General features: G+C 64.3%; 30 protein-coding genes. 6 read left to right on the forward strand and 24 right to left on the reverse strand.

Going from position 1 to position 26,367, the window contains the following annotated elements; translation table 11 throughout:
• The first annotated feature begins 35 nt into the window (after window positions 1-35).
• Window positions 36-494 carry a response regulator gene (locus AC3A35_RS23905; RefSeq protein ID WP_487439037.1) on the forward strand — a complete coding sequence of 153 codons (459 nt, stop codon included), beginning with the start codon at window positions 36-38 and terminating at the stop codon, window positions 492-494.
• Window positions 495-545: 51 nt separating this feature from the next.
• Here AC3A35_RS23905 and iscX read toward each other — a convergent pair whose 3' ends face one another.
• From iscX to AC3A35_RS23960, 11 genes are all read right to left on the reverse strand, one after another.
• Window positions 546-740 (reverse strand): Fe-S cluster assembly protein IscX, encoded by a 195-nt coding sequence (gene iscX, locus AC3A35_RS23910; protein WP_487439038.1) that lies wholly within the window; start codon window positions 738-740, stop codon window positions 546-548.
• Window positions 740-1,081, reverse strand: coding sequence for an ISC system 2Fe-2S type ferredoxin (gene fdx, locus AC3A35_RS23915; protein ID WP_487439039.1), 342 nt, complete (start codon window positions 1,079-1,081; stop codon window positions 740-742). The genes iscX and fdx overlap by 1 nt, the downstream gene beginning before the upstream one ends.
• Window positions 1,078-2,949, reverse strand: coding sequence for a Fe-S protein assembly chaperone HscA (gene hscA / locus AC3A35_RS23920; RefSeq protein ID WP_487439041.1), 1,872 nt, complete (start codon window positions 2,947-2,949; stop codon window positions 1,078-1,080). Before hscA ends, fdx begins: the two co-directional genes overlap by 4 nt.
• A 16-nt stretch (window positions 2,950-2,965) precedes the next feature.
• On the reverse strand, window positions 2,966-3,499 hold the full coding sequence (gene hscB / locus AC3A35_RS23925; RefSeq protein WP_487439043.1) for a Fe-S protein assembly co-chaperone HscB: 534 nt from the start codon (window positions 3,497-3,499) through the stop codon (window positions 2,966-2,968).
• Between the two features lie 26 nt (window positions 3,500-3,525).
• Entirely contained in the window at window positions 3,526-3,849 is a 324-nt protein-coding gene (gene iscA / locus AC3A35_RS23930) for an iron-sulfur cluster assembly protein IscA (protein WP_487439072.1), read from the reverse strand.
• Between the two features lie 14 nt (window positions 3,850-3,863).
• Window positions 3,864-4,247, reverse strand: coding sequence for a Fe-S cluster assembly scaffold IscU (iscU, locus tag AC3A35_RS23935; protein ID WP_487439044.1), 384 nt, complete (start codon window positions 4,245-4,247; stop codon window positions 3,864-3,866).
• A gap of 21 nt (window positions 4,248-4,268) precedes the next feature.
• Window positions 4,269-5,480 (reverse strand): IscS subfamily cysteine desulfurase, encoded by a 1,212-nt coding sequence (locus AC3A35_RS23940; RefSeq protein ID WP_487439046.1) that lies wholly within the window; start codon window positions 5,478-5,480, stop codon window positions 4,269-4,271.
• Between the two features lie 36 nt (window positions 5,481-5,516).
• A complete protein-coding gene (locus AC3A35_RS23945; RefSeq protein ID WP_487439073.1) occupies window positions 5,517-6,668 on the reverse strand; it encodes a cysteine desulfurase family protein in 1,152 nt (383 codons plus the stop codon).
• Between the two features lie 11 nt (window positions 6,669-6,679).
• Window positions 6,680-7,162 (reverse strand): Fe-S cluster assembly transcriptional regulator IscR, encoded by a 483-nt coding sequence (gene iscR, locus AC3A35_RS23950; protein WP_487439047.1) that lies wholly within the window; start codon window positions 7,160-7,162, stop codon window positions 6,680-6,682.
• Between the two features lie 107 nt (window positions 7,163-7,269).
• Entirely contained in the window at window positions 7,270-8,025 is a 756-nt protein-coding gene (gene cysE, locus AC3A35_RS23955) for a serine O-acetyltransferase (RefSeq protein WP_487439048.1), read from the reverse strand.
• An 81-nt stretch (window positions 8,026-8,106) separates the two neighbouring features.
• Complete coding sequence (locus AC3A35_RS23960; RefSeq protein ID WP_487439049.1) at window positions 8,107-8,838, reverse strand: RNA methyltransferase; 732 nt, start codon at window positions 8,836-8,838, stop codon at window positions 8,107-8,109.
• A gap of 80 nt (window positions 8,839-8,918) precedes the next feature.
• Here AC3A35_RS23960 and AC3A35_RS23965 point away from each other — a divergent pair, with 80 nt between their 5' ends.
• Entirely contained in the window at window positions 8,919-9,719 is an 801-nt protein-coding gene (locus tag AC3A35_RS23965; protein WP_487439050.1) for an inositol monophosphatase family protein, read from the forward strand.
• 80 nt (window positions 9,720-9,799) lie between these two features.
• Here the strand turns inward: AC3A35_RS23965 and tssG are convergent, their stop codons facing one another.
• The 7 genes from tssG to AC3A35_RS24000 all read right to left on the reverse strand — a co-directional run bounded on the left by tssG (window position 9,800) and on the right by AC3A35_RS24000 (window position 16,494).
• Entirely contained in the window at window positions 9,800-10,858 is a 1,059-nt protein-coding gene (gene tssG / locus AC3A35_RS23970; RefSeq protein WP_487439051.1) for a type VI secretion system baseplate subunit TssG, read from the reverse strand.
• Window positions 10,822-12,657 (reverse strand): type VI secretion system baseplate subunit TssF, encoded by a 1,836-nt coding sequence (gene tssF / locus AC3A35_RS23975; RefSeq protein ID WP_487439052.1) that lies wholly within the window; start codon window positions 12,655-12,657, stop codon window positions 10,822-10,824. The genes tssG and tssF overlap by 37 nt, the downstream gene beginning before the upstream one ends.
• Before the next feature lies 1 nt (window position 12,658).
• Window positions 12,659-13,138, reverse strand: coding sequence for a type VI secretion system baseplate subunit TssE (tssE, locus tag AC3A35_RS23980; RefSeq protein WP_487439055.1), 480 nt, complete (start codon window positions 13,136-13,138; stop codon window positions 12,659-12,661).
• Between the two features lie 60 nt (window positions 13,139-13,198).
• Window positions 13,199-13,735, reverse strand: coding sequence for an Hcp family type VI secretion system effector (locus AC3A35_RS23985; RefSeq protein WP_487439056.1), 537 nt, complete (start codon window positions 13,733-13,735; stop codon window positions 13,199-13,201).
• A gap of 35 nt (window positions 13,736-13,770) precedes the next feature.
• Window positions 13,771-15,252 carry a type VI secretion system contractile sheath large subunit gene (tssC, locus tag AC3A35_RS23990; protein ID WP_487439057.1) on the reverse strand — a complete coding sequence of 494 codons (1,482 nt, stop codon included), beginning with the start codon at window positions 15,250-15,252 and terminating at the stop codon, window positions 13,771-13,773.
• A complete protein-coding gene (gene tssB / locus AC3A35_RS23995; RefSeq protein ID WP_487439058.1) occupies window positions 15,249-15,752 on the reverse strand; it encodes a type VI secretion system contractile sheath small subunit in 504 nt (167 codons plus the stop codon). Before tssB ends, tssC begins: the two co-directional genes overlap by 4 nt.
• 91 nt (window positions 15,753-15,843) lie before the next feature.
• Window positions 15,844-16,494 (reverse strand): tetratricopeptide repeat protein, encoded by a 651-nt coding sequence (locus AC3A35_RS24000; protein WP_487439059.1) that lies wholly within the window; start codon window positions 16,492-16,494, stop codon window positions 15,844-15,846.
• A gap of 92 nt (window positions 16,495-16,586) precedes the next feature.
• Between AC3A35_RS24000 and tssJ the strand changes: the two genes are divergently transcribed.
• From tssJ to AC3A35_RS24020, 4 genes are all read left to right on the forward strand, one after another.
• A complete protein-coding gene (gene tssJ, locus AC3A35_RS24005; protein WP_487439060.1) occupies window positions 16,587-17,303 on the forward strand; it encodes a type VI secretion system lipoprotein TssJ in 717 nt (238 codons plus the stop codon).
• Window positions 17,300-18,649, forward strand: coding sequence for a type VI secretion system baseplate subunit TssK (tssK, locus tag AC3A35_RS24010; protein ID WP_487439061.1), 1,350 nt, complete (start codon window positions 17,300-17,302; stop codon window positions 18,647-18,649). The genes tssJ and tssK overlap by 4 nt, the downstream gene beginning before the upstream one ends.
• Window positions 18,646-19,422 (forward strand): DotU family type IV/VI secretion system protein, encoded by a 777-nt coding sequence (locus AC3A35_RS24015; protein ID WP_487439062.1) that lies wholly within the window; start codon window positions 18,646-18,648, stop codon window positions 19,420-19,422. The genes tssK and AC3A35_RS24015 overlap by 4 nt, the downstream gene beginning before the upstream one ends.
• Window positions 19,423-19,568: 146 nt before the next feature.
• Complete coding sequence (locus AC3A35_RS24020) at window positions 19,569-21,533, forward strand: tetratricopeptide repeat-containing protein (RefSeq protein WP_487439063.1); 1,965 nt, start codon at window positions 19,569-19,571, stop codon at window positions 21,531-21,533.
• A 54-nt stretch (window positions 21,534-21,587) separates the two neighbouring features.
• Here AC3A35_RS24020 and AC3A35_RS24025 read toward each other — a convergent pair whose 3' ends face one another.
• The 6 genes from AC3A35_RS24025 to AC3A35_RS24050 all read right to left on the reverse strand — a co-directional run.
• The gene (locus tag AC3A35_RS24025; RefSeq protein ID WP_487439064.1) at window positions 21,588-22,553 is read right to left on the reverse strand and encodes a toll/interleukin-1 receptor domain-containing protein; all 966 of its coding nucleotides are present in this window, start codon (window positions 22,551-22,553) and stop codon (window positions 21,588-21,590) included.
• Between the two features lie 105 nt (window positions 22,554-22,658).
• Entirely contained in the window at window positions 22,659-24,128 is a 1,470-nt protein-coding gene (locus AC3A35_RS24030; RefSeq protein WP_487439074.1) for a 3-hydroxyacyl-CoA dehydrogenase, read from the reverse strand.
• An 83-nt stretch (window positions 24,129-24,211) separates the two neighbouring features.
• Complete coding sequence (locus AC3A35_RS24035) at window positions 24,212-25,006, reverse strand: enoyl-CoA hydratase-related protein (RefSeq protein ID WP_487439065.1); 795 nt, start codon at window positions 25,004-25,006, stop codon at window positions 24,212-24,214.
• A 119-nt stretch (window positions 25,007-25,125) separates the two neighbouring features.
• Window positions 25,126-25,524 carry a RidA family protein gene (locus AC3A35_RS24040; protein WP_487439066.1) on the reverse strand — a complete coding sequence of 133 codons (399 nt, stop codon included), beginning with the start codon at window positions 25,522-25,524 and terminating at the stop codon, window positions 25,126-25,128.
• Window positions 25,521-25,976 (reverse strand): acyl-CoA thioesterase, encoded by a 456-nt coding sequence (locus AC3A35_RS24045; protein WP_487439067.1) that lies wholly within the window; start codon window positions 25,974-25,976, stop codon window positions 25,521-25,523. The genes AC3A35_RS24040 and AC3A35_RS24045 overlap by 4 nt, the downstream gene beginning before the upstream one ends.
• Before the next feature lie 17 nt (window positions 25,977-25,993).
• Window positions 25,994-26,367, reverse strand: a 374-nt coding sequence (locus tag AC3A35_RS24050; RefSeq protein ID WP_487439068.1) for an acyl-CoA dehydrogenase family protein, incomplete at its 5' end; no start/stop codon positions are given.

Consider the following 26,367-nt stretch of genomic DNA (forward strand, 5'->3'; position numbering starts at 1 on the left):
AGCAGACCGCACGACGATGTATATGGAGATTGCCCATGGCGATGGAACGCCCGATCCTGCTGATCGAAGACAACCCTGACGACGAGGCGCTCACGCTCAGGGCATTCAGCAAAAACCAGATCGGTAATCCGGTGGTCGTCGCCCGCGACGGAGTGGAGGCGATCGACTACCTTGCGGGCACGGGCAGCCATGCAGGTCGTGACCTCAGCAGCATGCCGGTGCTCATCCTGCTCGATCTCAAACTGCCAAGGATCGATGGACTCGAGGTATTGCGCCGTATCCGCGCCGGCGAACACACCGCGATGCTGCCGGTGGTCGTACTGACGACGTCGCGCGAAACCCAGGATATCGAACAGGCCTACCGGCTGGGGGCGAACAGCTACATCCGCAAACCGGTCGATTACGAACGTTTCATTCAGGCGGTCGGCCAGATTGCGGTCTATTGGCTGACTCTGAACGAAACCGCCGAAAGCGCAGCGAACAGCCCGTACTGAAAAAAGGGCCGGGATTCGCCCCGGCCCTGCTCCGTTCCTCGTAAAGGCGGTTCAGGCGAGTTCGTCGATCCAGGCCTGCTGAATCGCCTCGAGGACACGCTCGCCACAGTGTTTGGGGTCGTCGTCGAACTCCGGCAACGCGATGACCCAGCTCATCAAATCGACAAAGTTCAGGCGGGCGGGATCCACCTCGGGATGCGCGTCTGCCAGCTGGATGCCGATCTCCTGCACTTCCGTCCATTTCATCAGTGTTTGCCCTCCCGGGCCATGTTGATCGTATAGCGGGGAATCTCGATCACCAGCGGCGTCTTGCCGACGACCGCCTGGCACGACAGCCGGGAAAGCGGCTCCAGGCCCCAGGCCTTGTCGAGCAGATCCTCTTCCTCTTCGTCCGCCGTGCCGAGCGACGAAAACCCCTCCCGCACGACGACGTGACAGGTGGTACAGGCGCAGGATCGCTCACAGGCGTGTTCGATCTCGATCCCGTTGGCGAGCAGCGCATCGCAGACCGTCGAGCCTTCTCCGGCCTCGATCACGGTGCCCTCGGGACAGAGTTCGACATGGGGCAGCACAATGATCTGGGTCATACGGAAATCTCGTCTATCTTGTGGCCAGTCAGCGCCGAACGAATGCTACTGTCCATGCGCCGCGCGGCGAATTCGTCGGTGGCCCGGGCAAGCGCCTCGATGCCGGTCTTGATGGCACGGTGATCGTATCCTGCCCGTAGCTCGCGAAGGTGAGCAAGCACGATGTCGATCTGCTCACGCTCCTTCGCGTCGAGCAAGGCCCCATCCTTGGCCAGCGCCTGAACCGTCGCCTCGATCACCCGATCGGCTTCCACCTGCTGCTCCCGTAGCGCACGCGCAAGCATGTCGTCGCCGGCCCGGTCAACACCCGCTCTGAGCATGCCGGTAATCTCGTCGTCGGACAGTCCGTACGACGGCTTGACCAGTACGCTGGCTTCCACGCCGGACGACATCTCGCGAGCCGACACCGACAGCAGACCGTCTGCATCGACCTGGAAGGCGACCCGGATCCGCGCCGCGCCGGCCACCATCGGCGGAATGCCACGCAGTTCGAAGCGCGCCAGTGAACGGCAATCGGACACCAGTTCACGTTCGCCCTGAACCACATGGAAGGCCATCGCGGTCTGGCCATCCTTGAAGGTGGTGAACTCCTGCGCGCGCGCGATCGGTAGCGTCGAGTTACGCGGTATCACCTTCTCCACCAGCCCGCCCATGGTCTCGAGACCGAGCGACAGCGGGATCACGTCGAGGAGCAGCCAGTCTTCGTCGTCGGCCTTGCGGTTGCCGACCAGCGCATTGGCCTGCATCGCGGCGCCAAGCGCCACGACCTTGTCCGGATCGAGGTTGGTCAGCGGCTCCTGGCCAAAGTATTCGGCCACGGCGCGCTGGATGTGAGGCATGCGGGTTGCCCCACCGACCATCACCACGCCCTTGATGTCTTCGGGGGCAAGCCCGGCGTCCCGCAGCGCCTTGCGCACCGGCCCGAGCGTCTTCTGTACCAGATGACGGGTCAGGTCGACGAACTGGTCGCGGCTGATGACCAGATCGACCTCTTCACCTGATCCAAGCTGCAGGTGTACCGGCGCCTCCTCGAACGAGGTCAGCAACTCCTTGGCCTCGCGCGCCTTCATCTGCAGCCGACGCGCATCCTCCGACGAGGGCGGATCGATCCGTGCCTGGTCGAGCATCCAGCAGAACAAACGATGGTCGAAATCATCGCCCCCGAGCGCGGCATCGCCGTTCGTGGACAGCACCTCGAACACACCCCGCGACAACTTGAGGATCGACAGGTCGAAGGTTCCGCCGCCAAGGTCGAACACCGCGTACACGCCCTCGGCGGCGTTATCCAGACCGTAGGCAACCGCAGCGGCGGTCGGCTCGTTGAGCAGGCGCAACACTTCGATACCGGCGAGCCGGGCCGCATCCTTGGTGGCCTGCCGTTGCGCGTCGTCGAAGTAGGCGGGAACCGTGATCACGGCGCCAGTCAACTCGCCGCCAAGACTGGCCTCGGCACGCAGGCGCAGCGCGCGCAGAACCTCGGCCGAGATCTCGACCGGACTCTTGACGCCCTGAACGGTGCGCAGCCGAACCATGCCGGGGCTCTCTTCAAAGTCGTAGGGCATGGTCTCGACATGGGCGACATCCTTGAGTCCGCGCCCCATGAAGCGCTTGGCCGAGACGATCGTGTTCCGCGGGTCGGTGGCCTGAGCGGTCACCGCCGCGTGGCCAACATCGATCGTGCCATCGGGACGATAACGCACGATCGAGGGCAGCATCGCGCGGCCGGTCTCATCCTGAAGGCAGACCGCAATGCCATTGCGTACCGTTGCCACCAGCGAATTCGTCGTACCGAGGTCGATGCCTACCGCGAGCCTGTGCTTGTGCGGCTCGGCGGACATTCCGGGTTCTGCGATCTGCAACAGGGCCATCGGGAGATTCCAGGGGTCAGGTTTCGAGCGCCTCGAGGGCGTCATCGATCTCGTGTTGGAGTTTTTCGATAAACATCAGGCGACGCACGGTATCCGCTGCGGCCGGATAATCATGCGCATCGTCCAGCTCACGGCCAAGGCCGTCCATGACCTCGCGGGAATGGACACGCAGGCGCTGGTGGAGTTGCTCGAGCTCGTCCACGTCACCCGCTGCCCGCGCCTCCTCCACCGCCTCGCGCCACTCCATCTGCTCCATCAGGAACTCGGCCGACATCGCGGTGTTGGTTTCCAGGTCGGCATCCACCCCGGCAAGCTCAAGCAGGTATTGAGCGCGTGGCAAGGGCTTCTTGAGCGTGCGATAGGCCTCGTTGACCCGGGTCGCCCACTGCATCGAACGCCGCTTCTCGAGGTCGGAGAGGTGCGCATGACGATCGGGATGAACCTGCGACTGCAATTCATGCCAGGCGTGATCCAGCACGGACTCATCCAGTGCAAACGTGCGCGGCAACTCGAATAGGGCGAAAAAATCCTGCGTCAGGTCGATGCTCATGCGCTCTTGCGTTTCCGTTCAGGCAATCAGACGTTGAAGCTCTCGCCGCAACCGCAGGAATCCTTGACGTTGGGATTATTGAACTTGAATCCCTCGTTCAGACCCTCGCGCACGAAGTCCAGTTCGGTACCTTCGAGGTAGGCAAGGCTCTTCGGGTCCACAATCACCTTGACCCCGTGGCTATCGAAAACCAGATCCTCGTCATGCGTCTCATCGACGAACTCGAGCTTGTAAGCCATGCCGGAACAGCCCGACGTTCTCACCCCGAGCCGGATACCAACGCCCTTGCCACGCTTGGCGATGAAGTTCGCCACATGCCTGGCCGCGCTTTCAGAAAGGGTGACGCCCATCATCATTCTCCCGTTCAGACTTCGTGCTTCTTCTTGTAATCGGCGACTGCCGCCTTGATCGCATCCTCGGCGAGGATGGAGCAATGAATCTTGACCGGCGGCAACGCCAGTTCCTCGGCGATCTGGGTGTTCTTGATCTCGAGTGCCTGATCCAGCGTCTTGCCCTTGACCCACTCGGTCACCAGCGAACTGGAGGCAATGGCCGAACCACAGCCGTAGGTCTTGAACTTGGCGTCCTCGATCACACCGTCCTTGCCCACCTTGATCTGCAGCTTCATCACATCACCACAGGCCGGTGCCCCCACCATGCCGGTCGCGACGCTGTCGTCGTCCCGGGCGAAAGAACCCACATTACGGGGATTCTCGTAGTGGTCCAGAACCTTTTCGCTATATGCCATTTTCCTGCTCCTGCTGAAGTGTTAGTGCGCCGCCCACTGCACGGTGTCGAGATCGATGCCGTCCTGGAACATCTCCCACAGCGGGGAGAGTTCGCGCAGCTTGCCGATCTTCCTGTGCAGCAGGTCGATGGTGAAATCGATCTCTTCCTCGGTGGTGAAGCGACCGATGGAGAACCGGATCGAACTGTGCGCCAGTTCGTCGTTGCGCCCCAGGGCCCGCAGCACGTAGGACGGCTCCAGGCTGGCCGACGTGCACGCCGAACCGGAAGAGACCGCAATATCCTTGATCGCCATGATCAGGGATTCGCCCTCGACGTAGGCGAACGAGATGTTCAGGTTGTGCGGCACGCGCTGCTCGAGGTCGCCATTGACGTAGGTCGCCTCGATGTCGGTGAGCCCCGCAAGCAACTTGTCGCGCAGGCGGCGAACGCGGGCATTTTCGGTCGCCATTTCCTCACGAGCGAGACGAAAGGCCTCGCCCATGCCGACGATCTGATGGGGCGCAAGCGTACCCGAGCGCAGGCCGCGCTCATGGCCACCGCCGTGCATCTGCGCCTCGATGCGGACGCGCGGTTTGCGGCGCACATACAGCGCACCGACACCCTTCGGCCCGTAAGTCTTGTGCGCGGAGAAGCTCATCAGGTCGACCTTGAGCTTTTCCAGGTCGATATCGACCTTGCCCGTGGCCTGGGCCGCATCGACGTGGAAAATGATGCCCTTGTCGCGACAGATCTCGCCGATCGCGGCGATTGGCTGCACCACGCCGATCTCGTTATTCACGAACATCATCGACACGACAATGGTATCGGGACGCAGTGCCGCACGGAACGCGTCGAGATCGACCAGCCCGTTTTCCTGCACGTCGAGATAGGTCGCCTCGAAACCTTCGCGCTCCAGCTCGCGAACGGTGTCGAGCACGGCCTTGTGCTCGGTCTTGAGGGTGATGACGTGTTTGCCCTTGCCCTTGTAGAAGTGCGCGGCGCCCTTGATTGCCAGATTGTTGGACTCGGTCGCGCCCGACGTCCACACAATCTCCTTGGGGTCGGCGTTCACCAGCGCAGCGACCTGTTCCCGTGCATCCTCGACTGCCTTCTCCGCCTCCCAGCCGAACGCATGCGAGCGGCTGGCGGGATTACCGAAGTGCTCGGTAAGCCACGGGATCATGGCCGCTGCCACACGCGGGTCTACCGGTGTGGTCGCAGAATAGTCGAGATAGATGGGAAACTTGAGCATTGCGTATTCTCCGCGGATTCGTTGTATCTGATCTGTTCACGCTGCCATTGCAGCGAGATTCTTCAATTCGTTGATGATACGCACCAGCGTGGCCGCAAAATCGGTCACCTGTTGCGGCGTTGTATCGCGCCCGAGACTGACTCGCACCGCACCGCGCGCAAACTGGGGCTCGACTCCCATCGCCAGCAGCGTGTGCGACGGCTCCGGATTGGCACTGGAACACGCCGAACCACTGGCACAGGCAAAGCCGGCACGATCGAGTTTACCCACAAGTGTTTCCCCGTCGATACCATCGAACGCAAAAAACGTCGTGTTCGGCAGGCGCATCGCCCCGGCCGCAAAAATATGGGCCCCGGCAGCAAACAGCCCTTGCTCGAGCGACTCGCGCAACGCCGACAGCCGCACCGACTCGCCCGCCTGACGTGCCACTGCAGCTTCGCACGCATGTCCGAAACCCACGATCGCCGCCACGTTCTCGGTACCCGAGCGAAGACCGCGCTCCTGACCGCCGCCTGCGATGAGCGGGGCCAACTCGACCCGCTTATCCACCACCAGCGCCCCTGCGCCGACCGGCCCACCGATCTTGTGCGCCGAAAGCGTCAGGGCATTGACTTCGAGCGCACGAAAATCGATTGGAATCTTGCCCAGCACCTGTACCGCATCGGTGTGCACGAAAGCGCCGCCACCCCGTGCCTCGGCCGCAAGCGCGGCCACATTCTGCACGACGCCGGTCTCATTGTTGGCGAGCATGACCGAAACCAGCGACGGACGCGCTTCCAGCGTCGAACGCCACTCTTCCGCCTTGATCAGCCCATTGCCATCGACCGCAATCTCGCGCATCACCCAGCCCAAGCGCCGCAATTGCCGGGCCGGCTCACGGACGCACGGATGCTCGATCGCACTGACCGCGATCAGTCCCGGTTTCATCAGCGCGGCAGCACCCTTGATGAACAGGTTGTTTGCCTCCGATCCACCACTGGTGAACACGACTTCGGTCGGATGCGCTCCGACTGCTGCGGCCACCCGCCCGCGCGCGTCATCGATCGCGGCCCGCGCCTGCCGCCCGTACTCATGACGACTCGACGCATTGCCGAAACGCCCGTCGAGCCAGGGCAACATCGCTTCCCGAGCCACCGGATCGAGCGGCGTACTCGCATTCCAGTCGAGATAGGCAGGTGCAAACACGATATTCACCCGAGTCAGGCGGACGCCGCCTCACGCAACGGGGTCAAGGCTCGACGGCGCACTTCCTTGAGCACATTGACATCGGGGTCCGGCTGAATCTCGCGCGCGACCAGTGCTCCCAGCGAAACCGAGTCGAGATAGGAATACATCCGCTTGTTCAGATTGGTCCACAAGTCGTGGGTCATGCAGCGGTGCTCGTCATGGCAATTCTGCTTGCCACCACAAAGGGTCGCGTCGAGCGGCTCATCCACCGCGATGATGATATCGGTCACCGTGATCGAGCGCATGTCGCGCGCCAGACGGTAACCACCGCCGGGACCGCGCACGCTGGTCACCAGTTTGTGCCGCCGCAACTTGCCGAACAGCTGCTCCAGGTAGGACAGCGAAATTTTCTGGCGTTCGGCAATGCCGGCCAGCGTAACCGGCCCGTCACCCTGCCGCGAAGCCAGATCAATCATCGCAGTCACAGCGAACCGTCCCTTGGTCGTCAGTCTCATGATGCATCCTCGCAGCAGAATAGAAGGCGCCCGGTCGAATACCCGAACGTTTCACTCAACTATACGGATCCCGACAAAAACGGTCAACCAAGGCCCGGAAGGGCTCTCTAATCAACCATCTTCGATAGCCGCGAGGCATCAAAATCATCTTTCGACTCGACCGCCGGATCGAGCTTGAAGCCGGCGGCTTCGAGCCGTTCCACGATGACCTGGAAACGGCGGTCCGTTTCCACCGCATGATCAAGGAGGCCGTGTAACGTCTTGGCGACAGGGTCGTCCATGTCACGCGTCACGCCATAGGCAGAGAAGCCCATCTGCTCGGCCTTCTGAGCACGCTCGGCATCCCGTTCCGGATCGAGAATCCGCGCCGGATTGCCCACCGCGGTGGCACCTGCAGGTACCGGCTTGACCACCACGGCGTTGGAACCGATCTTCGCCCCCTCACCCACCTCGAAGCCGCCGAGCACCTTGGCACCGGCCCCGACCACCACCCCCCTGCCGAGGGTCGGGTGGCGCTTGGTGCCACGGTAAAGCGAAGTCCCGCCGAGCGTCACCGCCTGATAGATGGTGCAATCATCACCGATCTCCGCAGTTTCGCCGATCACCACCCCCATGCCGTGGTCGATGAACACGCGGCGACCGATGACGGCCCCCGGATGGATCTCGATACCGGTCAGAAAACGGCCGACATGACTAACGAAACGCCCGAGCCAGAACAGATCCCGCCGCCATGCGGCATGCGCAAGGCGATGAAAGATCAGCGCATGAACGCCCGGATAACAGGTCAACACCTCGAACGTCGAGCGGGCTGCGGGATCGCGCTCGCGAACGCTGGCCAGGTCTTCACGCAGGTGCTCGAACATTTGGTGCAGTCTCCGGATACGGTCACAGGTCGGTGCAATGTGGATTGCGGCAAGCCGGAATCCTATTTCCCACTATTTTACTCAACTTTTACGCTGAAAGCTGGACAGCATCCCGCGCAGAATGCCGACCTCCTCCTTTTCGAGCCGTACCCTGCCGAACAGCCGCCGAAAACGCGGCATCAGCCGGCGCGGATTGTGCGGCTCGTGAAAACCGCTCTCGGTCACCGCCTGTTCGAGATGGGCCAGAAAGCCCTCCACCTCGTCGTGCGTAGCCGGCTGCGGCTGCGGATCGCCGGCGTACACCGCCGCCGGCTGCAGCACTTCCATTCGCAGCTCGTAGCACAGCAACTGAACCGCCGCCCCGAGATTGAGCGAGGAGAAATCCGGACTGCTCGGGATCGTCACCGGCATGCCGCACAAGGCAACCTCTTCGTTGGTCAAGCCGCTGGTCTCGTTACCGAACACCAGTGCGACCTCACCGCGCTCGGCCCATTGCACCAGCACCGCCGCCGCAGCGCGTGCATTGAGCCGGGGCAAGGACAGCTCGCGCCGTCGCGCGGTGACGGCCGCGGCCATCACCGTGCCGGCGAGCGCCTCCTCGAGCGTCGTCACCACCTGGGCAGAAGCCAGCACATCGCCCGCACCGGAAGCACGCGCATCCGCCACCGGATCGGGGAATACGGCCGGCGAGACCAGCCACAGCCGGGTCAGGCCCATCGTCTTCATGGCTCGCGCGGCCGCACCGATATTGCCCGGATGGCTGGGTCGCGAAAGCACGATACGGACGCGGTCAAGCGCAAAGGCGCGGTTCATATTAAAATTCGTCGTTTTACGTATTTGATCGTTACGGGGCGCACTGCCCTGGACCGCTCCATCTGCCGAGACCGATCCGCATGCATCCCTTCCTGAATATCGCCGTAAAGGCCGCCCGCCGCGCCGCCACCGTCATCAACCGGGCCTCGACCCAGCTCGAACTGCTTACCGTCGAATCGAAGTCGCCCAACGATTTCGTGACCGAAGTCGATCGCGCCGCCGAGAAGGCCATCATCGACGTCCTGCGCGATGCCTACCCGGGGCACGGGATTCTAGCAGAGGAGTCCGGCGAGTCCGGCGCCGACAGCGAATTCGTGTGGATCATCGATCCGCTCGATGGCACCACCAACTTCATCCACGGCTTCCCGCAGTACGCGGTCTCGATTGCGCTGACCAAGAACGGCGTGCTCGAACACGGCGTCATCTACGACCCGACCAGCAATGAGCTCTACACCGCCTCGCGCGGTAGTGGCGCTTATCTCAACGATCGCCGGATCCGGGTGTCGCGCCGGGTTCGCCTTGCCGACTCGCTGATCGGCACCGGCTTCCCCTACCGTCAGTTCGACAACGTGGACGCCTATCTCGCCATGTTCCGCGAGCTCACGCAGAAGACCGCCGGCATCCGTCGCCCCGGTGCGGCCTCGCTCGATCTCGCCTACGTCGCGGCCGGTCGTCTCGACGGTTTCTGGGAAATGGGCCTGGCGCCGTGGGACATGGCCGCCGGTGTGCTCATGATTCAGGAAGCAGGCGGTCTGGTCTCCGATCTCGCGGGCGAAAGCAACTTCATGGCCACCGGCAACGTGGTTGCTGGCACCCCCAAGGTATTCGGCCAGTTGCTGCCCGTCATCCAGTCTTACCGCAACGACAGGCTGCAGAGCTGAGACCGGATGCCACCGGCCCCGCTTCCGCGGGGCTGTCGTGCCGCGCCCGTCTCTCCGCACCACCCCAAATCGGCAAGCCATCAGTGGGATGGAGGGATCTCGAACGCCGGGTCGCTGCGATCGGTCGCCGCCGGCTGCGAGCACAGGAAGGAATCGAAGCCCAGCCGGCTCCGTGGATTCGACTCCAGCCGATAGCCGCGAACATCCGCGGCACGCAGGATCGGACGGATCTCATACTCGAACTCGGGGCCGGTCAACAGACCGAGCAGTTTGCCTAGCGCGGCCGCCTGCCCGCTACCAGGCAGAAAGGACTGGTATTGCCTGTCCGCCAACGGCCCGATAAAGACCCGCACCCGCAGGTTGCACTGCCACACCCGGCCGCCAAGCAAGGCACCCGTTCCGAGACCCGTATTCGAGCATCCCAGGGCGGAGTACTGCACCTCGGACAAGCGATACCACTTGCCAACGAACTGCTCGAGCCGGACCGGTACCCGGAAATAGGTCGCAAGCACGTGCTCCATGGCGCACGCAGATACCGGCCGTTGCCGCAACAGTCCGGCAAAGTAGGCCAGCACCTCATCGTCGATGGCACCCGCATCGTCAGCAAGGCGATCACGTACCCCCTCGTGCCCAAAGCCACAAAGAGCCAATACCTGGGGAAGAAAGTGGTTGCGACGGTCACGTTCGTACAACAGTGCAGGCTTGTACTTTCGCCAGGCCAGGTAGAACTGTGCAACCGAGCGGTTGGAGAACAGATCGAAAAATGCTCGCGGCGCGGAGTTGCGCCGCGAGCGCTCCTGGTCGACGACGCGTTCGGTGTAATGAACCGGCAGCGCGCCCTGGCCGCCGAGCAAGCCGATGAAGCTCGGGGTGATGTCGACCGCACTCAGGGTCGCGCGCCCCGTCGGGGCGTGCGCTCCCTCTCCGACCGCGGAGATTGATTCGATCTGACTGGGCGCGAAGCCGAGGCTGACGGTATTGCGAAAGCGAAGCTGCGCCGGCAACGCGGCGGTATTTGGCGACCCGCTGTCGAAACAGCGCTCGAGCAACCTCACCGACTGGAAGAATTCGAATCTCCAAGGGGTGTCGAGCAATTGCTCGATCAGCCCAGGATCGACGCGCCGCTGTGTGGTTCGCACCGAATCAGCTCCTCGCCACTGCGGCTCGACAGCAGTACCAGCTGGACAAAGCTGTTGATATGGACGTAGAGGCCGAGAAAGCGGTCAATGACGCGCGCAAACACATCCACGCCGGAGCCGACGAACGCCTCTGCGTCGATCACGATCCGGACCTCGATGCCACGGACAAAGCTGGCGAAGGGCTTGCCGGCCAGCCAGACCGTCTTTCCGGACTGCTCGATGTGCTTGATCCCGTCGATCTGGCGCCGCGAAAGCGCTGTACGGGGCAGGTCGTAGAGACCGAGGATTTCGCGAAATGCATGCACGCCGCTGCCGGAGATCGACAGCTGATTCAGCGACAGGTGCGAGATCAATCGCCACACACCCTCTCGTCGATGCTCGAAACGGGACGGCGTGGAAGGCCTGCGCAACAGACGGAACGCCCCCCTGATCGTCCCCCCGTCGATGAACAGGTCACCCCCGGGAAGGCCGATCGACAACAGGGTCGGCAAGTCGCGGTTGGTACACGTCAGTACGACGCTCAGCACATCGGTTCCCGGTTTGAAAGGGTCGAAATCGGCTTCGACAAGCGAAATTCCGGTCTCGTAACCGGGGCTCTTGGCGGCGACAAGCTCGTCGCGAGACGAGATCCAGTAGTTTCCCTCCCGGGCCGGGCTCTCGCCGTGATGGAGCGAAAAGAAGGGGCGAAACTCGGTGGTGCTTTCCCCCTGCTCGGTCTGCCTGACCCGACGCACCGAATCGATCGAATAGACCTCGTAGGCAAAAGCCCGCCGCCCGTCGGCGACCACCGGGTAAGTCGCCTTGCGGCCGGTGACCCGAATCGGGTCACCCCGCTTCGAAAACAGATTGACCACCGGCACGCAGCCAAGACGCAGATTTCCGGTTCGCAGCGTCTTCAACAATCGCGCAGGATCACTCTCCGCAGGCAGGCCGCTCAGGATGAAATGCAAGGTGAGCCCCCCCCGGTGCCAGGATCCGGCCGGCAGTCGCCCGAGCTGAAGATCGAAGAAGTTGAATTTTTCCGGAAATGCGAAGAACTCGGTCAGATGGCGGTAGGCATCGTGCGCACTGTCCGGAAAATCGATCAGCGCCTCATCGTCGGCAAAGCCGACCGGCTCGATCAAGGAATCATCAAGGGCGTGCCAACCCGCGTCGCTCTCGACGTGCACAGCGATCACGGAGCGGAACAGTGCGTCGCGCAACGCGGCCACGACGGAAGGCTCGGCATCGATGAAGAACCGCAATGAAGAGACGCGGTTCGCTGCGCAATCCGGCCCCTCACCCGTCGGTTGCAGTCCGAGGCTGAGCATCGCACTGGATGCAGGTGGCAGTCGTACCCCGACCGGGGCCTGTGGAGCGGCACTGAAGGAAAAATGCACGATCCGGACCGGCAAGACCTCCAGTGCCCATGCCGTCCTGAATGTACACGGCGCGCCCCTGACCGGCCTTGAATGGAGTTCGGTACCGCGCGGAATCGACATCGCCGTTGCCGGCCCGCGGTCACCCCACTCATCGTCGAGCTGGGCGATGGAACACGACGGAAAAGGCCTCAGGTAGTGTGGATAGACCACGTTCAACAGGGCTTCGGCAAATTCGGGATAGGAGTCCTCAAGGCGCTTGCTCACTCGTGCGCTGAGCAGCGCAAAGGATTCGATCATCCGTTCGACATGAGGATCCTCGCAACCATCGCCCGACATCAGCAGTCGTGACGCGATCTTTGGATAGCGTTCGGCAAACTCCTGGGAGTGCTTGCGCAGGAACGAGAGTTCCCGCTCGTAATAGGGCAGCAGATCCTTCATATCAGGTCGCCGTGCCGACCCGGCCACTGGAAGCCACCGAGTACTGCAGTGTGGTCGACTGCAACATGGCATCGAAGCCGACCGGCTCGCCGGCACGATCGAGCACCAACCAAGCCTTGATCGAGAACATCAGCTGGTTCGTCGATCGGCGGTCCGGGTCCAACCACACCTCCACGTTATGCAGTCGCGGCTCGTTCGCTGCAATCGCCTGACGGATTGCCGCGCATATGAGCTTGCAATCGTGGACGCTGCTCAGGCTCATGCTCGAGAAGTCGGTCAGCCCATAATTGATGATCGAACACCGGGCCTCGGGATAGTCGACGAGCAGCACACCGTCCATCACCATCCGGGTGTTCAACAGCGACTCGAGGTCACGGGCCAGCGCCCCCTTGAGCTCATCGACCGAAAACCGGCGCATCTCCGCTATCGCCGGACCATCGTCGAACAGCTTGTCGAACAATGCAGACCCAAATTCTTTCATGCGGGCAAACTCCGGGACAGGTGACGGTATCTGCCGTCACCTGCACGATCAGGGACACGTTCAGCTCAGGCTCGGCGTGTTGTTTGCAAGATTCCAGGCCCCCTGGATATTGACCTTGCCCGACTTGTTGCCGTCGATATTGAGTTCGTCATAGGTCCACTTGACCGCCGAGTACTTCAGCGCGAAGGTTTCCATCGGGATGCCCTCGCTGGAGACATTCGGCGAAATCGCGGCAATCAGCACATTTTTCAGCTCGATTTTCAGATACTGGTGGCGATTCTGCGCATTGCCCGGGTTGCCGGTGGAATTCTTTCCGCCGTGCGCGCGATAGAAATAGATCGCCACATCGTTGATCACCAGCCCAGACGAGCAAGCCTGATAGAACTTCGGGCTCGAACCGTCGATATCCTTGGTAAACACCATGTCTCCGTGCTCGCATCTCTCGGCGGTATGCCCTCCGGAACTCGATGCGGTGGCCGACTTGGGCTGCATGATGGAGTGTGCCCAGGTGTAGACCTCGACCTGGTCCTTGTGCTTGGCGTCGCGGGAATCTCCCTTGATGTCACTGCCCTTGAACTCGACATAGATATCCTTCATTGCACATTGCTCCTGAGTGATTGAACGGGCCTGCGTCAAACCTTGCGGGTCTGCGGCAGCTCCGCGACCAGACGCAAGGAAACCGAGAGCTCATCGAGCTGAAAATGTGGGCGGATGAACGACACCGCCCGATAGACACCGGGACGGCCCGCAACCTCGCTGACCTCGATCGAGGCCTCGCGCAACGGGAACTGCGCCTTGGTCTCCTGCGAAGCGGAGTCGTCGGCGGTCACATAGCGATCGATCCAGCGCTGCAGATAGGTCTCGACATTCGCGGCCGACGCGAAACTGCCGATCTTCTCGCGCATCATTGCCTTCATGTAATGCGCGATCCGGCACACGGCAAAGATGTATTGCAGCTGCGCGGACAGGCTCGCATTGGCGTTGGCGGAATCGGTGTCGTATTTCTTGGGCCGCTGAGCCGACTGCGCGCCGAAGAAGGCGGCGTAATCCGTGTTCTTGCAATGCACCAGCGGCATGAAGCCGAGGTCGCTCAACTCCTTCTCGCGCCGATCGGTGATCGAGATCTCGGTAGGGCATTTCAGGGCGACTTCGCCCTCGTCGGTATGGAACAGGTGCGTGGGCAGATCCTCCACCAGTCCACCGCCTTCCACTCCACGGATTGCGGCACACCAGCCGTATTTTTCGAACGCGTCAGTCAGGCGTGCGCCGAACGCATAGGAGGCGTTGCACCACAGGTATTTCGAGTGGTCTGTCCCATCCACGTCCTCGACAAAATCGAAGCCTTCGGTCACCAGCCCGTCCCTCGGGTTGTACGGAAGTCGGCCGAGAAATCTCGGCAGCGCCAGACCGACGTAACGCGCATCCTCCGACTCGCGAAACGATCGCCATTTGGCATATTCGACGGTATCGAACACCTTCGCGAGATCACGCGGCTTGCCCAGATCGGCGAACGACTCGAGACCGAACATTTCGGGCGAGGAGGCTGTAATGAAAGGAGCATGGGACGCGGCCGCGACGTGGGACAACTGCTCCAGCAGATAGAGGTCCTCGGGCTGACGGGTCAGTTCGAAGTCACCGACCAGGGCGCCGAACGGAGCGCCACCGAAGGTGCCGAACTCCTCCTCGTAGACCTTTTTGAAGATCGCGCTCTGATCGAACTCGATCGCCGCCTTGAAGTCCTTGACCAGCTCCCGCCGGGTGGCATTCATGAGCTTGATCTTCAAGCGCGTACCGGTGGTGGTCTGGCGGGCGAGGTAGTGCAAACCAGTCCAGGTGCTCTCGAGGCGCTGGAACGCGGGCGCGTGCATGATCTCGCTGAGCTGGGCGGAGATCAGCCGATCCAGTTCCGCAATTCGCGCATCGAGCGATGCGGCGAGGTTGTCCGATACGACCACCTCCCCCTCGAGCACCTGCGCGGCGAGCTCGCCAATGATGTCGCGCGCGCGAACACGCTCCGTGTCGGAGCGGGCAACCCGACTCTCTTCGATGATGCGGTCGAGCAGGCTGGGTTCAGCCGACGCCACCACCATCTGTGGACCGTGCACGGTATTCATTGGACCTCCCCGTCGGTTTCCGGCAGCCCGCCGCGCCGGAGGGCTTCCAGCTTCTCGGTCTGCGCAACGACATCGGCCAGCAGGTCTTCGAGTTTCTCGTTGCCGGCGAGCTTGTTGCGCAGGTCGGCAAGGCGGGAACGCACTTCCATCAACTTGCGCAACGGCTCGACCCGCTCCACCACGGCCTCGGGGCGAAAATCCTCGAACTTCCCGAAGGTAAGATCCACGGCCAGCTCGCCACCGTCGTCGGTGAGGCGATTCGCCACCCGGAATGCGGTTCGTGGCGCGAGGCCGCCCATCACGTCATCGAAGCTGTCCAGATCGATGTTGACAAACTTGCGATCGCGCAGCCGCACCTGCGCCTGCTCGCTCTGGGCGGCAAAGTCACCGATCGCACCAACGACAAAAGGAAGTTCCTTGAGCTCGATCGCATCGCCACGCTCGACGTCATAGGTGAGCTGCACACGGGGGGGACGCACGCGTTGCAGCCGCTTCTGCACACTCTCTTTCTTCGACATTCGGATCCTCCTATTCTCGCCAAAAACCAGGAAAGGAGGTGCCCACCCTGCGGGGGAGGACCTCCTTTCCCACTTACTTCAGGACACTGAAAGGGTCCCCGCCGACTGCCGCTGCCTGCCCGTCCGGGCGCTGCGTGCCACGTCGCGAGGTCGCTGCCGTCGATACGGGACCCCGAGTCGATTCCCGTCCGGCGGGTTTTGCCGTGGCCCTCCTGACCCGCGGCGACGGAGCGACGACCGGCAGGACGAGCACCTCTTCACCCAGCGTTTCGCGGAGCACCTTTGCGAGGCTGCTCGCGTCCGCGCGGGCCGACCCGGACAGCTCCGCATCACCCCGTAATCCGACCAGCGATTCGGTTGCCACGCGCAGGCCTCCGACCGCCCGGAGACTCAGTGCGAGACGCTCTTGCGGATCCCGTCGCAGAACTTCGTCGGCGGCAACGATTGCATTGCCATAGTCGCCGGCATCGAAATAGAGCTTTGCCAGACGACCCCACGGTTCCTTGCGGGCGGGGGATTCGGCTGCGGTCTGGCGCAGGAGCCGGATGGCTTCATCACCCTTCGATTCGGCAAGCAGGCGGTCAACGGTTTCAGCCGTTGCCTCGAGCCGCCGGAGCAAATCTGCATCGGTCATGGGCTGCGGCACCGAGGCGCATCCGGTCAGAATCAGGATGAGTGCGCCCGACATACAGCTGCGGATTCGGCCGAACTGCGCATTGATCATGGTTTGTCGTCCATCTGTCGTGTTATCCACGGCATTGAAAAGAACCTAACGGCATAGTACATTGACATTCTTTTAATGACAAACAGATTTCCATGAGCGCCGCCACGGGAACCCTCGCCCTGCAAGCTCCATCCGACAGTTCGATCCGCATCCTCGCTGCGTCCTTCCTTGCGCCTGCACTGAAGCCCCTCCTGTACGGTACTGCGATCGCATTCGGGGTCGGGGGCTGCGCAACGCCGGGCGCACTCCAGCTGGCTGGCATCGCGGTCGGCGGAGCAATGACCGCGGTGCTCGAATCGACCGGCATCAAGTCGCCGGCGGGGGGCGCCGATGCAGCGCCCCGACAGCCGATTGCCATCACCATCCACGGTGGCGACGCACTCAACACGTCGGACTCGGGCGAAGCACTTTCGGTCGTCGTCCGGCTCTACCAGCTGCGCAGCGAAACCGGCTTTTCGGCGATGTCGCAGATCCAGGCAGAAGACGAACGCGCCGGACTCGCCGCGCTGGGGGACGAACTCGTGACGGTCCGCGAGATCACGGTCCTTCCCGGCCGAACCTACCGCCTCCAGGAACACCTCGACGGCGCGGCACGCTTCATCGGCCTGGTCGCACTGTTCCACACCGCGGCGCCCGGGCAATGGAAAGTCGCGTTCGCGCGCGAGGGGCTGGCCGACAGCGGGATTGCCATCGTGCTCCATGCCTGCGCCATGAGCGTTGTCGGCGGCAAGATCGCATCCTCCGGGGCGGGAAGCAGCCTATCGACCTTCGCCGGCAGCAGATGCGGCATCCGCCAGGGAGTCCGATGATCGTGAGCAAGGCCAAGATACTCTGGGGCGAAGGGCTCTTTCTTCGTCCGCAACATTTCCAGCAACAGGACGCCCATCTCGAGGCACTCGTTCGCCACGCAATGCTGAGCGCACAGCCCTACTGCTGGGGGATCCGGACGCTCGACATCGACCGCGATGCACTGGGCAGCGGCGTGCTCCGGCTCCACCGCGCCGAACTCATATTCGCCGACGGCGAATCCTACTGCGCTCCGGGCAACGACCTCCTGCCCGAACCAGTGGCCCTCAATCGCGCCTCCTTCACCGACGGCATTGCGGAGTTCCATCTCGCGGTCCGTCACCTGCAGGACCATGGCAGCAACTGTGCCGCCGTGGACACGCCGGTCGGGTCGACCCGTTTCGCGATTGACGCGATCACGATTCCCGACCGTTATACCGGTGCGGTCGAAGCGGAAATTACCACCCTGTTGAAGCGCGGACTGTTCAAGTCCGCTCAGGAGCCAGTCGACGCCTATGCATGCATGCCGGTCGTCCGCATCCGCAGAACGGCAACCGGCGGCTACGAATGTGATCCCGATTTCATGCCGCCAACGCTGCAGATTCATGGATCAGACCTGCTGGTCAATCAGTTGCAGCGACTGCTCGACGCGTTGCAGGCGAAGGCGCAGGCACTGTGCGGGCTGCATCGGGAACCGTCGCGGAGCGTCGTCGAGTTCCGTTCGGGGGATGTCGCATCGTTCTGGCTCTTGCACACGGTCAACAGCGCCTTTGCCGCGCTGACGCATCTCAAGCATGCGCCGCTCGTTCACCCCGAGCGCTTCTTCCAGGAACTGCTCCGGCTGGCAGGCGGCCTGATGACCTTTTCGAAACTGCATGAACTGGCCGATCTGCCGGCCTACGATCACGCCAGCCCGGGGCCGGTCTTCATCCGCCTGGATCAGGTGCTTCGCACCCTGCTCGATACGGTGATCTCGACGCGCTACTTCAACATCGCGCTCACCGAGACCAAACCCGCTTTCCACAGTGGTCGCCTCGACTCCGGAAAGATCACCGCCGAGACCGCCTTCTACCTTGCGGTGAACAGTTCGCACCCGCTCTCCGAGATCATCGAGTCGGTCCCGCTGCGGATGAAGATCGGTGCACCGGACGACGTCGACAAGCTCGTGCTCTCCGCACTGAGCGGTGCGCGCCTCACCCATGCCGCCCAGGTCCCGCATGCGATCCCCGTTCGCCCGGGAACCTGCTACTTCACCATCGATCCCGGTGGCGCCCTGTACGAGCGCATGCTCAAGGCCCGGACCGTCACCATCTATGCTCCCGCCAGTTACCGGGATCTCAAGCTCGAACTGATCGCCCTCACCTCATGACCTCCGCCCCGCCTTCCCTGTTCGGCAGTTCCGCCTCGCTACCGTCCGACATCGCCGCCACGCCCGGACCCGGCACCACCCTGGTCGACCTGCTCTACGAAGGTTTCTACATGGTCTTCCTGCTCGGCAACGGCAAAACCCCGAGGAGCAGCAGCGATTTCTCCGCTCGGGTCACGCAGTTCCTGGGCGAATTCGAACGCGAAGCGAAGCGGCGGAATTTCGAGCCCGAAGAGGTCTACGACGCCAAATACGCCTTCAGCGCCATGGTCGACGAGGCGGTACTGTCATCGCGAATGGGCATCCGCGATGAGTGGGAGCGCCAGCCGCTTCAGCTGACCCTGTTCGGCGACCAGCTCGCCGGCGAGCACTTCTTCGACAAGCTGGAGATCGCCAGGAACAGCGGCAGCCAGCGTCTCGCCACCCTGGAAGTCTTCCACATGTGCCTGCTGCTCGGCTTCAAGGGCAAGTACCTGATCGAAGGCTCGGAGAAGGTCAACTACCTGACCGCCCAGCTTGGCGCCCAGATCGCCCACATCAAGGGCAGGCATGCCGGATTCGCGCCGCACTGGAAGGCCCCGGACAACATTGTCCACACGCTCCGGCGCGAGTTGCCGGCCTGGGTACTGGCCGCAATCCTGACGCTCGCCGGACTACTGGGCTACCTGGGGCTCAAAGCCCATGCCGATGCCCTCACCGCCCAGGACATGGCGCCCTACACCGAGCTGATCACCTATTCGCGCAAGCCACCTCATCTCACCATCACGCTGCCCTGATCGCCGCCCCGCTCTCTCGGACCGCAGAGCGGCAGGCACTCATGACGTGGAGGCGGTCGTGAGCCCGCATCCCTATAATGTGCAAAACGACCAGTGCCCGGCACCACCTGCCGGCCATCCGCAAACCGCTGCGACAGGATCGGTGCATGAAGCCTCACGCCTTCGTTGCGATGCCCTTCGGCACCCAGCCCGGACACGACGGGACGTCGATCGACTTCAACCGCGTCTATACGGACTATATCCGGCCGTCACTGGTCGCGGCCGGCCTCGCGGTGTTTCGTGCCGACGAGGACATGGGGGCCGGCGGCATCGGCGCCGACATGCTCCAGGAACTGCTGATGGCCGACGTGGTGGTCGCCGACCTCACCCTCGACCATCCCAGGGAGTGGTACGAACTCGGCATCCGCCATGCGCTGCGCACGCGGGACGCGATTCTGGTGCAGGGATCGCGCTCCGACCCGCCTTTCGACATCGGCGCCGACCGCAGGCTGCGCTACCACCTCAAGAACGGCATCCCCGACCCCTCCGCCCTCGCCATCGACTGCCGGCGCCTGACCGCCCTGGCGCGCGCCACATTGGCGGCATCGCACGGGCGCAAGGCGAGCCCGGTCTTCAGCCTGCTACCACACCTCCGGGAAGCCGACTGGAAAACGTTGCTCACCCCACGCAACCCGTTCACTACGGCTTACGAGGCGTGGGCAGCGCACGTGGAGACTGCACGGCGACTCCTGCGTCCGGGCGACATCCTAGTGCTGGCCGAGGAAACACCCAACATCGCCCTGCACGTCGAGGGCCGGATGGCGGCTGGCGACACGCTGCTCGCGTTGCGGCACCACGAGTTCGCCCTCGAGCAGTTCGACACCGTCCTCGCCATGGCGCCGGATCACCGCGCGGCACGCGCCGGGCGGATCGTCTGTCTCGGCGGTCTCGGCCGTTACGACCAGGCACGGACAGCTGCCCGCAATCTGATCGCTGATCATCCGGACGACGCCGAAGCGTGGGCGCTTGCCGGCGGGGTCGAGAAGCACGACTGGATCGGGCGTTGGTGGCAGGACGGTGACAACCCCGGCGCGCCGCGCGAGCGTGCGCGCCAAGAGGACGCCGTGCTCGGCGTAGCGATCGGGTGCTATCGGCGGGCCTTCGTCGCCGACCCCGCGCACCATCGCGCCGGCCTCAACGCGCTCACCCTGGAACGCCTGCGCGGGCATCTCGGCGGCGAAACCGCGCCCGGAGCGATCGCGCAGCTCGCGGGCGGCGTGCGCTGGGCGGGCCTCAGCGCGCAGGCACGCAATCAACAGGATTACCAGGCTCACGCCAGCTGTGCTGCGCTGAGCCTGCTGGTCGACGATGCGGATGAGGTGATCCGCGCCTATCGCTGCGCGGTGACGGCGGCCACGGGGGACTGGCTCGCGCTCGACGCCATCCGCCGGGCGCTGTGCCTGCTGCGCGCCCTTGCGTACCGGCCGGCCGAGACGGCGGCCGCGCTCGACCTCGTGGCCGACGGGATCGCACGCAGCACTCCGCCCTACATGCCGCGTCGGGTCTTTCTGTTCAGCGGTCACATGGCCGACGCCCCCGAGCGCGGCACCCCGCGCTTTCCGCGCAGCAAAGAGCGCGCCGCCGCGCAGCGGATCGCATCCACCCTCGACACCCTCGGCGCAGGCCCCGGCGACCTCGCGCTGACCCAGGGCGCGAGCGGTGGTGACATTCTCTTCCTCGAAGCCTGCGCGGCCCGCGGGGTGCGCCTGCACCTGATGCTCCCGCTGGCCGAGGCGGAGTTCGTCGATCGCTCCCTGCTCCCCGCAAACGGTGGCAGCGAATGGCGCGAACGCTACTTCCGCCTCAAGGCCGGGCTGGCCGATGCCCCGCGCATTCTCCCGGACGAGCTCGGGCCGCCCCCGCAATCCGTGGGCGACGACAGCGAAAACCCGTTCGAACGCTGTAACCGGTGGCTGCTGTGTACGGCGCTCGCGTGGGGGATCGACAAGGTGCATTTCATCTGTCTGTGGGACGGCGGCGGCGGCGACGGCCCCGGCGGCACCGCGCACATGTACCGGGAAGTGAAACGCCGAACCGGCAAGGTCAGCTGGATCGACACCCGCACGCTGTAGCGGCACATCAACGCAGATCGCGCACGACCAACCCACGGCCGCAGGCCGCTCCGCTCAGGGCCGGCGCAAGGTGAAGCGCACCAGCGGCTCGGCGCTGCCGGCGCCGCTGGTATGCAGGCTGAATGAAATCTGCCCCACCGCCGGCGTGCCCACATAGCGATGGGTGAGTTCGCGCGGCGGCGCGTCGCCGGAAACGACTTCGGTGCGCGAGATGAACTGCAGCCGGCCATCGACCAGCCGGCCCTGCTCGATCGCCCGCGGCAACCCGAGATAGCCCGCGCTACCCAGGATCTCGTCACCGGCCAGGATGAACTCGAAACGCTCGTCCATCGACACGCCCCATGGGTAGTCGATCCTCCCGCTCCATACGCCGGTCACGGTGTCCGGGTCGATCGAACCGCGCCCCGTCATCCACAACGAAACCGCCGCCAGCAGTATCGCCATCGCAATCGCGCCCCCCAGCCAGCGGCCGAGCCTGCGCCCGGACCGCCAGCCAACCGCGACGTCGACCGCCTCCTGAGCGGCCCGTTCGCCCGCCCCGGCCGCGGCATCGGCAAGCAGCAGCCCGGCCAGATCGGCAAGCGCCTGCTCGAGCCTTCGCACATCCGACTTCCAGGCCGCATCCCGCAACTCGAGGGCATGCCGCCCGGCAAACGGGCGCAAGGATGGCGGCAGATCCGTCGCCGACATCATCTGCGCACCGGCAACCAGGACAGGGATCACCGGTTTGCCGGATTGCAGGGCGAGTTCGATCTCGCGGCGCACGAGATCGTCCTTCCGATCGAGACGTCGCACCTGGCCATCCGTGGCATCGAGCCAGCGCGGGCCGATCAGCACCAGCACAGCGCTGACCTGAGCAAGACGCTCGACAATGAACTGCTCGAAATCGGCGCCGGGGGGAATGTCATCCACATCGCGGAACACCGCTCCGTCACCGAAACGACGCTCGAGCGCGTCGGACAGCCGACCGGCATAGCCTGCGCTGTCGTCACGCCGATAGGAGATGAAGAAGATTGGCATCGAGGGCCCCCGCAGCGCGACCGGGGATGGCCGTGTTCCCTCCGGATTCAAGCATGCCAGACGCGAATCTGCCAGATCAATCGGGCAATCCGCGCCCGATCCGGATCAGCCCTCGGGGGTGAGCAGCGACACCCCCAGCCGCGCACGGCGGATCAGCCACGGGCTGGGACGATAGCGCTGGTCGCGGGTGTAGGCCTGCAGGGCATCGAGAATGGCGAGCACTCGCGCCGCGCCGAGGCGGTCACCCAGTTCCAGCGGTCCGCCCGGATAGCCGAGCCCGAGACGCACCGCGGTGTCGATGTCCTGTGGACTGGCGATGCGCTGCTGGGCGATGTCGCAGCCGAGGTTGACGATCATCGCCAGCACGCGTTGGGTGATGAAGCCCGGGCTATCGTGGATCACCGACACCGGCACCCCGTCGGCCGCGAACAGGCCGTGAGCCGCGTCGCGCATCGCGGGGTCGGTCAGCGGCGTGGTCATCAGCGTACGGCGACGCCCGAGGTCGGGCAGCAGGTCGATCGCCACCGTGCGTCGGGGGTCGAGACCATGACGCAGGCACAAGGTCGTCGCGTCCTCGCCCCACGGTGCGACCAGGCACAGGGCGTCGGCCGCGGGCTGCGGGCCGTCGTCGATCACCCCGCCCAGCCCGGTCACGCAGGCGCGCAAGGCGGCCCGGTCGCCTTCATCCTCAACGGCAATGAACACCCGTGGCGGGCGTGCATCCGGCGGTGATTGTTCGGGAGAGACCGCAGCCACGCCATCCCGATAGAAATAGAAGCCCTCGCCGCTCTTGCGCCCGAGCAGCCCGGCGGCAAGGCGCTGGCGGGTGATCGGTGACGGTCGATAGCGCGGCTCCTGATAATACTGGCCGAAGATCGACTCCATCACCGGGTGCGACACGTCGAGCCCGGTAAGGTCGAGCAGCTCGCACGGCCCCATGCGAAAACCCGCGGCCTCGCGCAGCACGCGATCGAGCGTCACGGCGTCGGCAATGCCCTCGCCGAGGATGCGCAGCCCTTCGGTCAGATAGGCCCGCCCGGCATGATTGACGATGAAGCCGGGGGTGTCCTGCGCACGCACCGGGGTGTGCCCCATGCTCTCCGCCAGCGCGCTCAGGCGCTCGCAGACTGCGGGATCGGTGCGCGCACCGTCGATGACTTCGACGATCTTCATCAGCGGCACCGGGCTGAAGAAGTGGAAACCGGCCACCCGCTCGGGGTGAGCGCACGCCGCGGCGATGGATGTAACGGACAGCGACGAGGTGTTGGTCGCCAGGATGCAGTCGACGTGCACCACGCCTTCGAGTTCGCGCAGCAGGCCGCGCTTGGCTTCGAGATCCTCGACGATGGCCTCGACCACGGCGTCGCACCAGGCCAGTTCGGCCAGCGATCCGACCGGCTTCAGCCGTGCGCGCGCTGCGGTGCCGTCGGCCTCGGCCACGCGCCCCTTGACGACGAGCTTGTCGATCATGTCGCCAACCGCGGCGATGGCCTCGGCGGGCGCAGCAGGCCGCGCATCGAACAGCCGCACCTCGATGCCGCCAATGGCGGCGATCTGGGCAATGCCGCGGCCCATCAGGCCGGCGCCGACGATGCCAAGGGTACGAACGGGGAGATCAGGATTCAATTAGGGGCTCCACCCGGCGCGGCGGCGGACGCTCAGCGTCCCTTCCACACCGGTTTGCGTTTTTCGAGGAAGGCGCGCACGCCCTCGTTACGGTCCTCGGTGCCGGCGAGCACGACGAAGTTGCGCCGCTCCAGCGCCATGCCGGCGCCAAGCGGGGTCTCGAAGGCCTGCAGCACCGCGTCCTTGGCCAGGCGCACCGCGAGCGGCGCCTTGGCGGCGATCTTGCGCGCCAGTTCGTGCGCGCGCCCGAGGCAGGCATCGTCGGCTGCGACTTCGGCCACCAGCCCGGCCGCCTGTGCCTCACGGGCAGAGATGAACTCGCCCGCCAGCACCATCTTCATTGCCAGCGACTTGCCCACCGCGCGGGTCAGGCGCTGGGTGCCGCCGGCGCCGGGGATGATGCCGAGATTGATCTCGGGCTGGCCGAACTGGGCCGATTCGCCGGCGACGATGAGGTCGGCGTGCATGACCAGTTCGCAGCCACCGCCCAGCGCATAGCCGCACACCGCACCGACCACCGGCTTGGGGAAGCGGCCGATCGCGGCGAACAGGCGCGGACGCTCCTCGAGCAGTACCGCCTGCATGTCCTTGGCCGCCATTTCGGCCAGGTCGGCACCGGCGGCGAATACGCTGTCGCCACCGGTCAGGACCACACAACGCACCGCGTCATCACCCTCGGCCTGTTCAAGCAGGCCGACGATGCCGCGCAACAGCGGGGTGGACAACGCGTTACGCGCCTCCGGCCGGTTCAGCCGGATCTCCAGCACGCCCGCCTCGGGCCCATTGACCAGCAGCCCTTCGGGCGCCAGGGACTTCGCTTCGCTCATGCTCAAGCTCCAGATTCATGAAAGGATGGAATTCGGGTCGGGTGCCCCGCGCCGCGTCATCGGGGATGGCGCAGCACCGGACGGCACCCGCCAGGGGGCGTCCATTCTTCCACAAACCGTCAGTCCGGAATCACCGCGGTGACTTCGATCTCGACCTTGGCCTCGTCCTCGACCAGGTCGGCGACCTGGATCGCAGTCATCGCCGGGTAGTTCCTGCCCATGACTTCGCGATAGACCGCGCCGATCTCCTTGAGCCGGGCGACGTATTCCTTCTTGTCCTCCAGATACCAAGTCATACGCACGACGTGCTCCGGGCCGCCGCCGGCCACGCGCACCACGTCGACCGAATTCTTCAGCGCGAGGTAGATCTGCTGCACCAGGTCGTCGCTCTCGAACTTGCATTCGGCGTTCCAGCCGATCTGGCCGCCGACGAAGATCTGGCGACCGCGCGCCTCGATGCCGTTGGAGTAGCCGCGGGGCTTGGCCCAGCCTTCGGGTTGCAGGATGTTGTTCATCATTGGTTCTCCATGAAGCGGGTGATCGCGTGGCGGATGTCCTGCGGCCAGGCGATCGCACCGTGGGTGTCGAGCGAGGTGGCGACGATGACCTGGTACGCCCGCAGGCGCACCCTGTCCTTGCCCTGCGCGACATGGCGCAGGATCAGCGACGAGTTTCCGAGCTTCTCGACGCTAAGGTGAAAGCTCAGCGTCTCGCCGAACTGCGAGGGGCTGAGAAAGGAGGTGTCGAGCTGGGCGGTGGGGGTGCCCATGCGGCGCACGCCGACGATCTCGGACCACGGGTAGCCGATGTGTTCCAGCCAGTCCTCGACCACGCTGTTGAGCATGCGCAGGTAGTTGGGAAAGAACACGATGCCCGCGGGATCGCAATCCTCGAAACGGATCTTGCGGTCGACGACGAACTCGGCGCCAAAGCCGATCCCGTGCTCGTCCGGTCTGTGGTTTGCGCTCATCGGGGCATCGTCCGGTTTCAGTTGGCGAACGCGGCGATGCCGGTGATGGCGCGGCCGAGGATCAGCGCATGCACGTCGTGGGTGCCCTCGTAGGTGTTGACCACCTCCAGGTTCACCAGATGACGCGCCACGCAGAACTCGTCCGAGATGCCGTTGCCACCGAGCATGTCGCGCGCCATGCGGGCGATGTCGAGCGACTTGCCGCAGGAGTTGCGCTTGATGATCGAGGTGAGCTCGACCGCCGCGTTGCCCTCGTCCTTCAGGCGCCCCACCCGCAGGCAGCTCTGCAGCCCCAGGGTGATCTCGGTCAGCAGGTCGGCGAGCTTCTTCTGGATCAGCTGGTTCGCCGCGAGCGGGCGGCCGAACTGCTTGCGGTCCAGGGTGTATTGGC

It is taken from the genome of Azoarcus sp. Soil_N_20 (assembly GCF_057656155.1).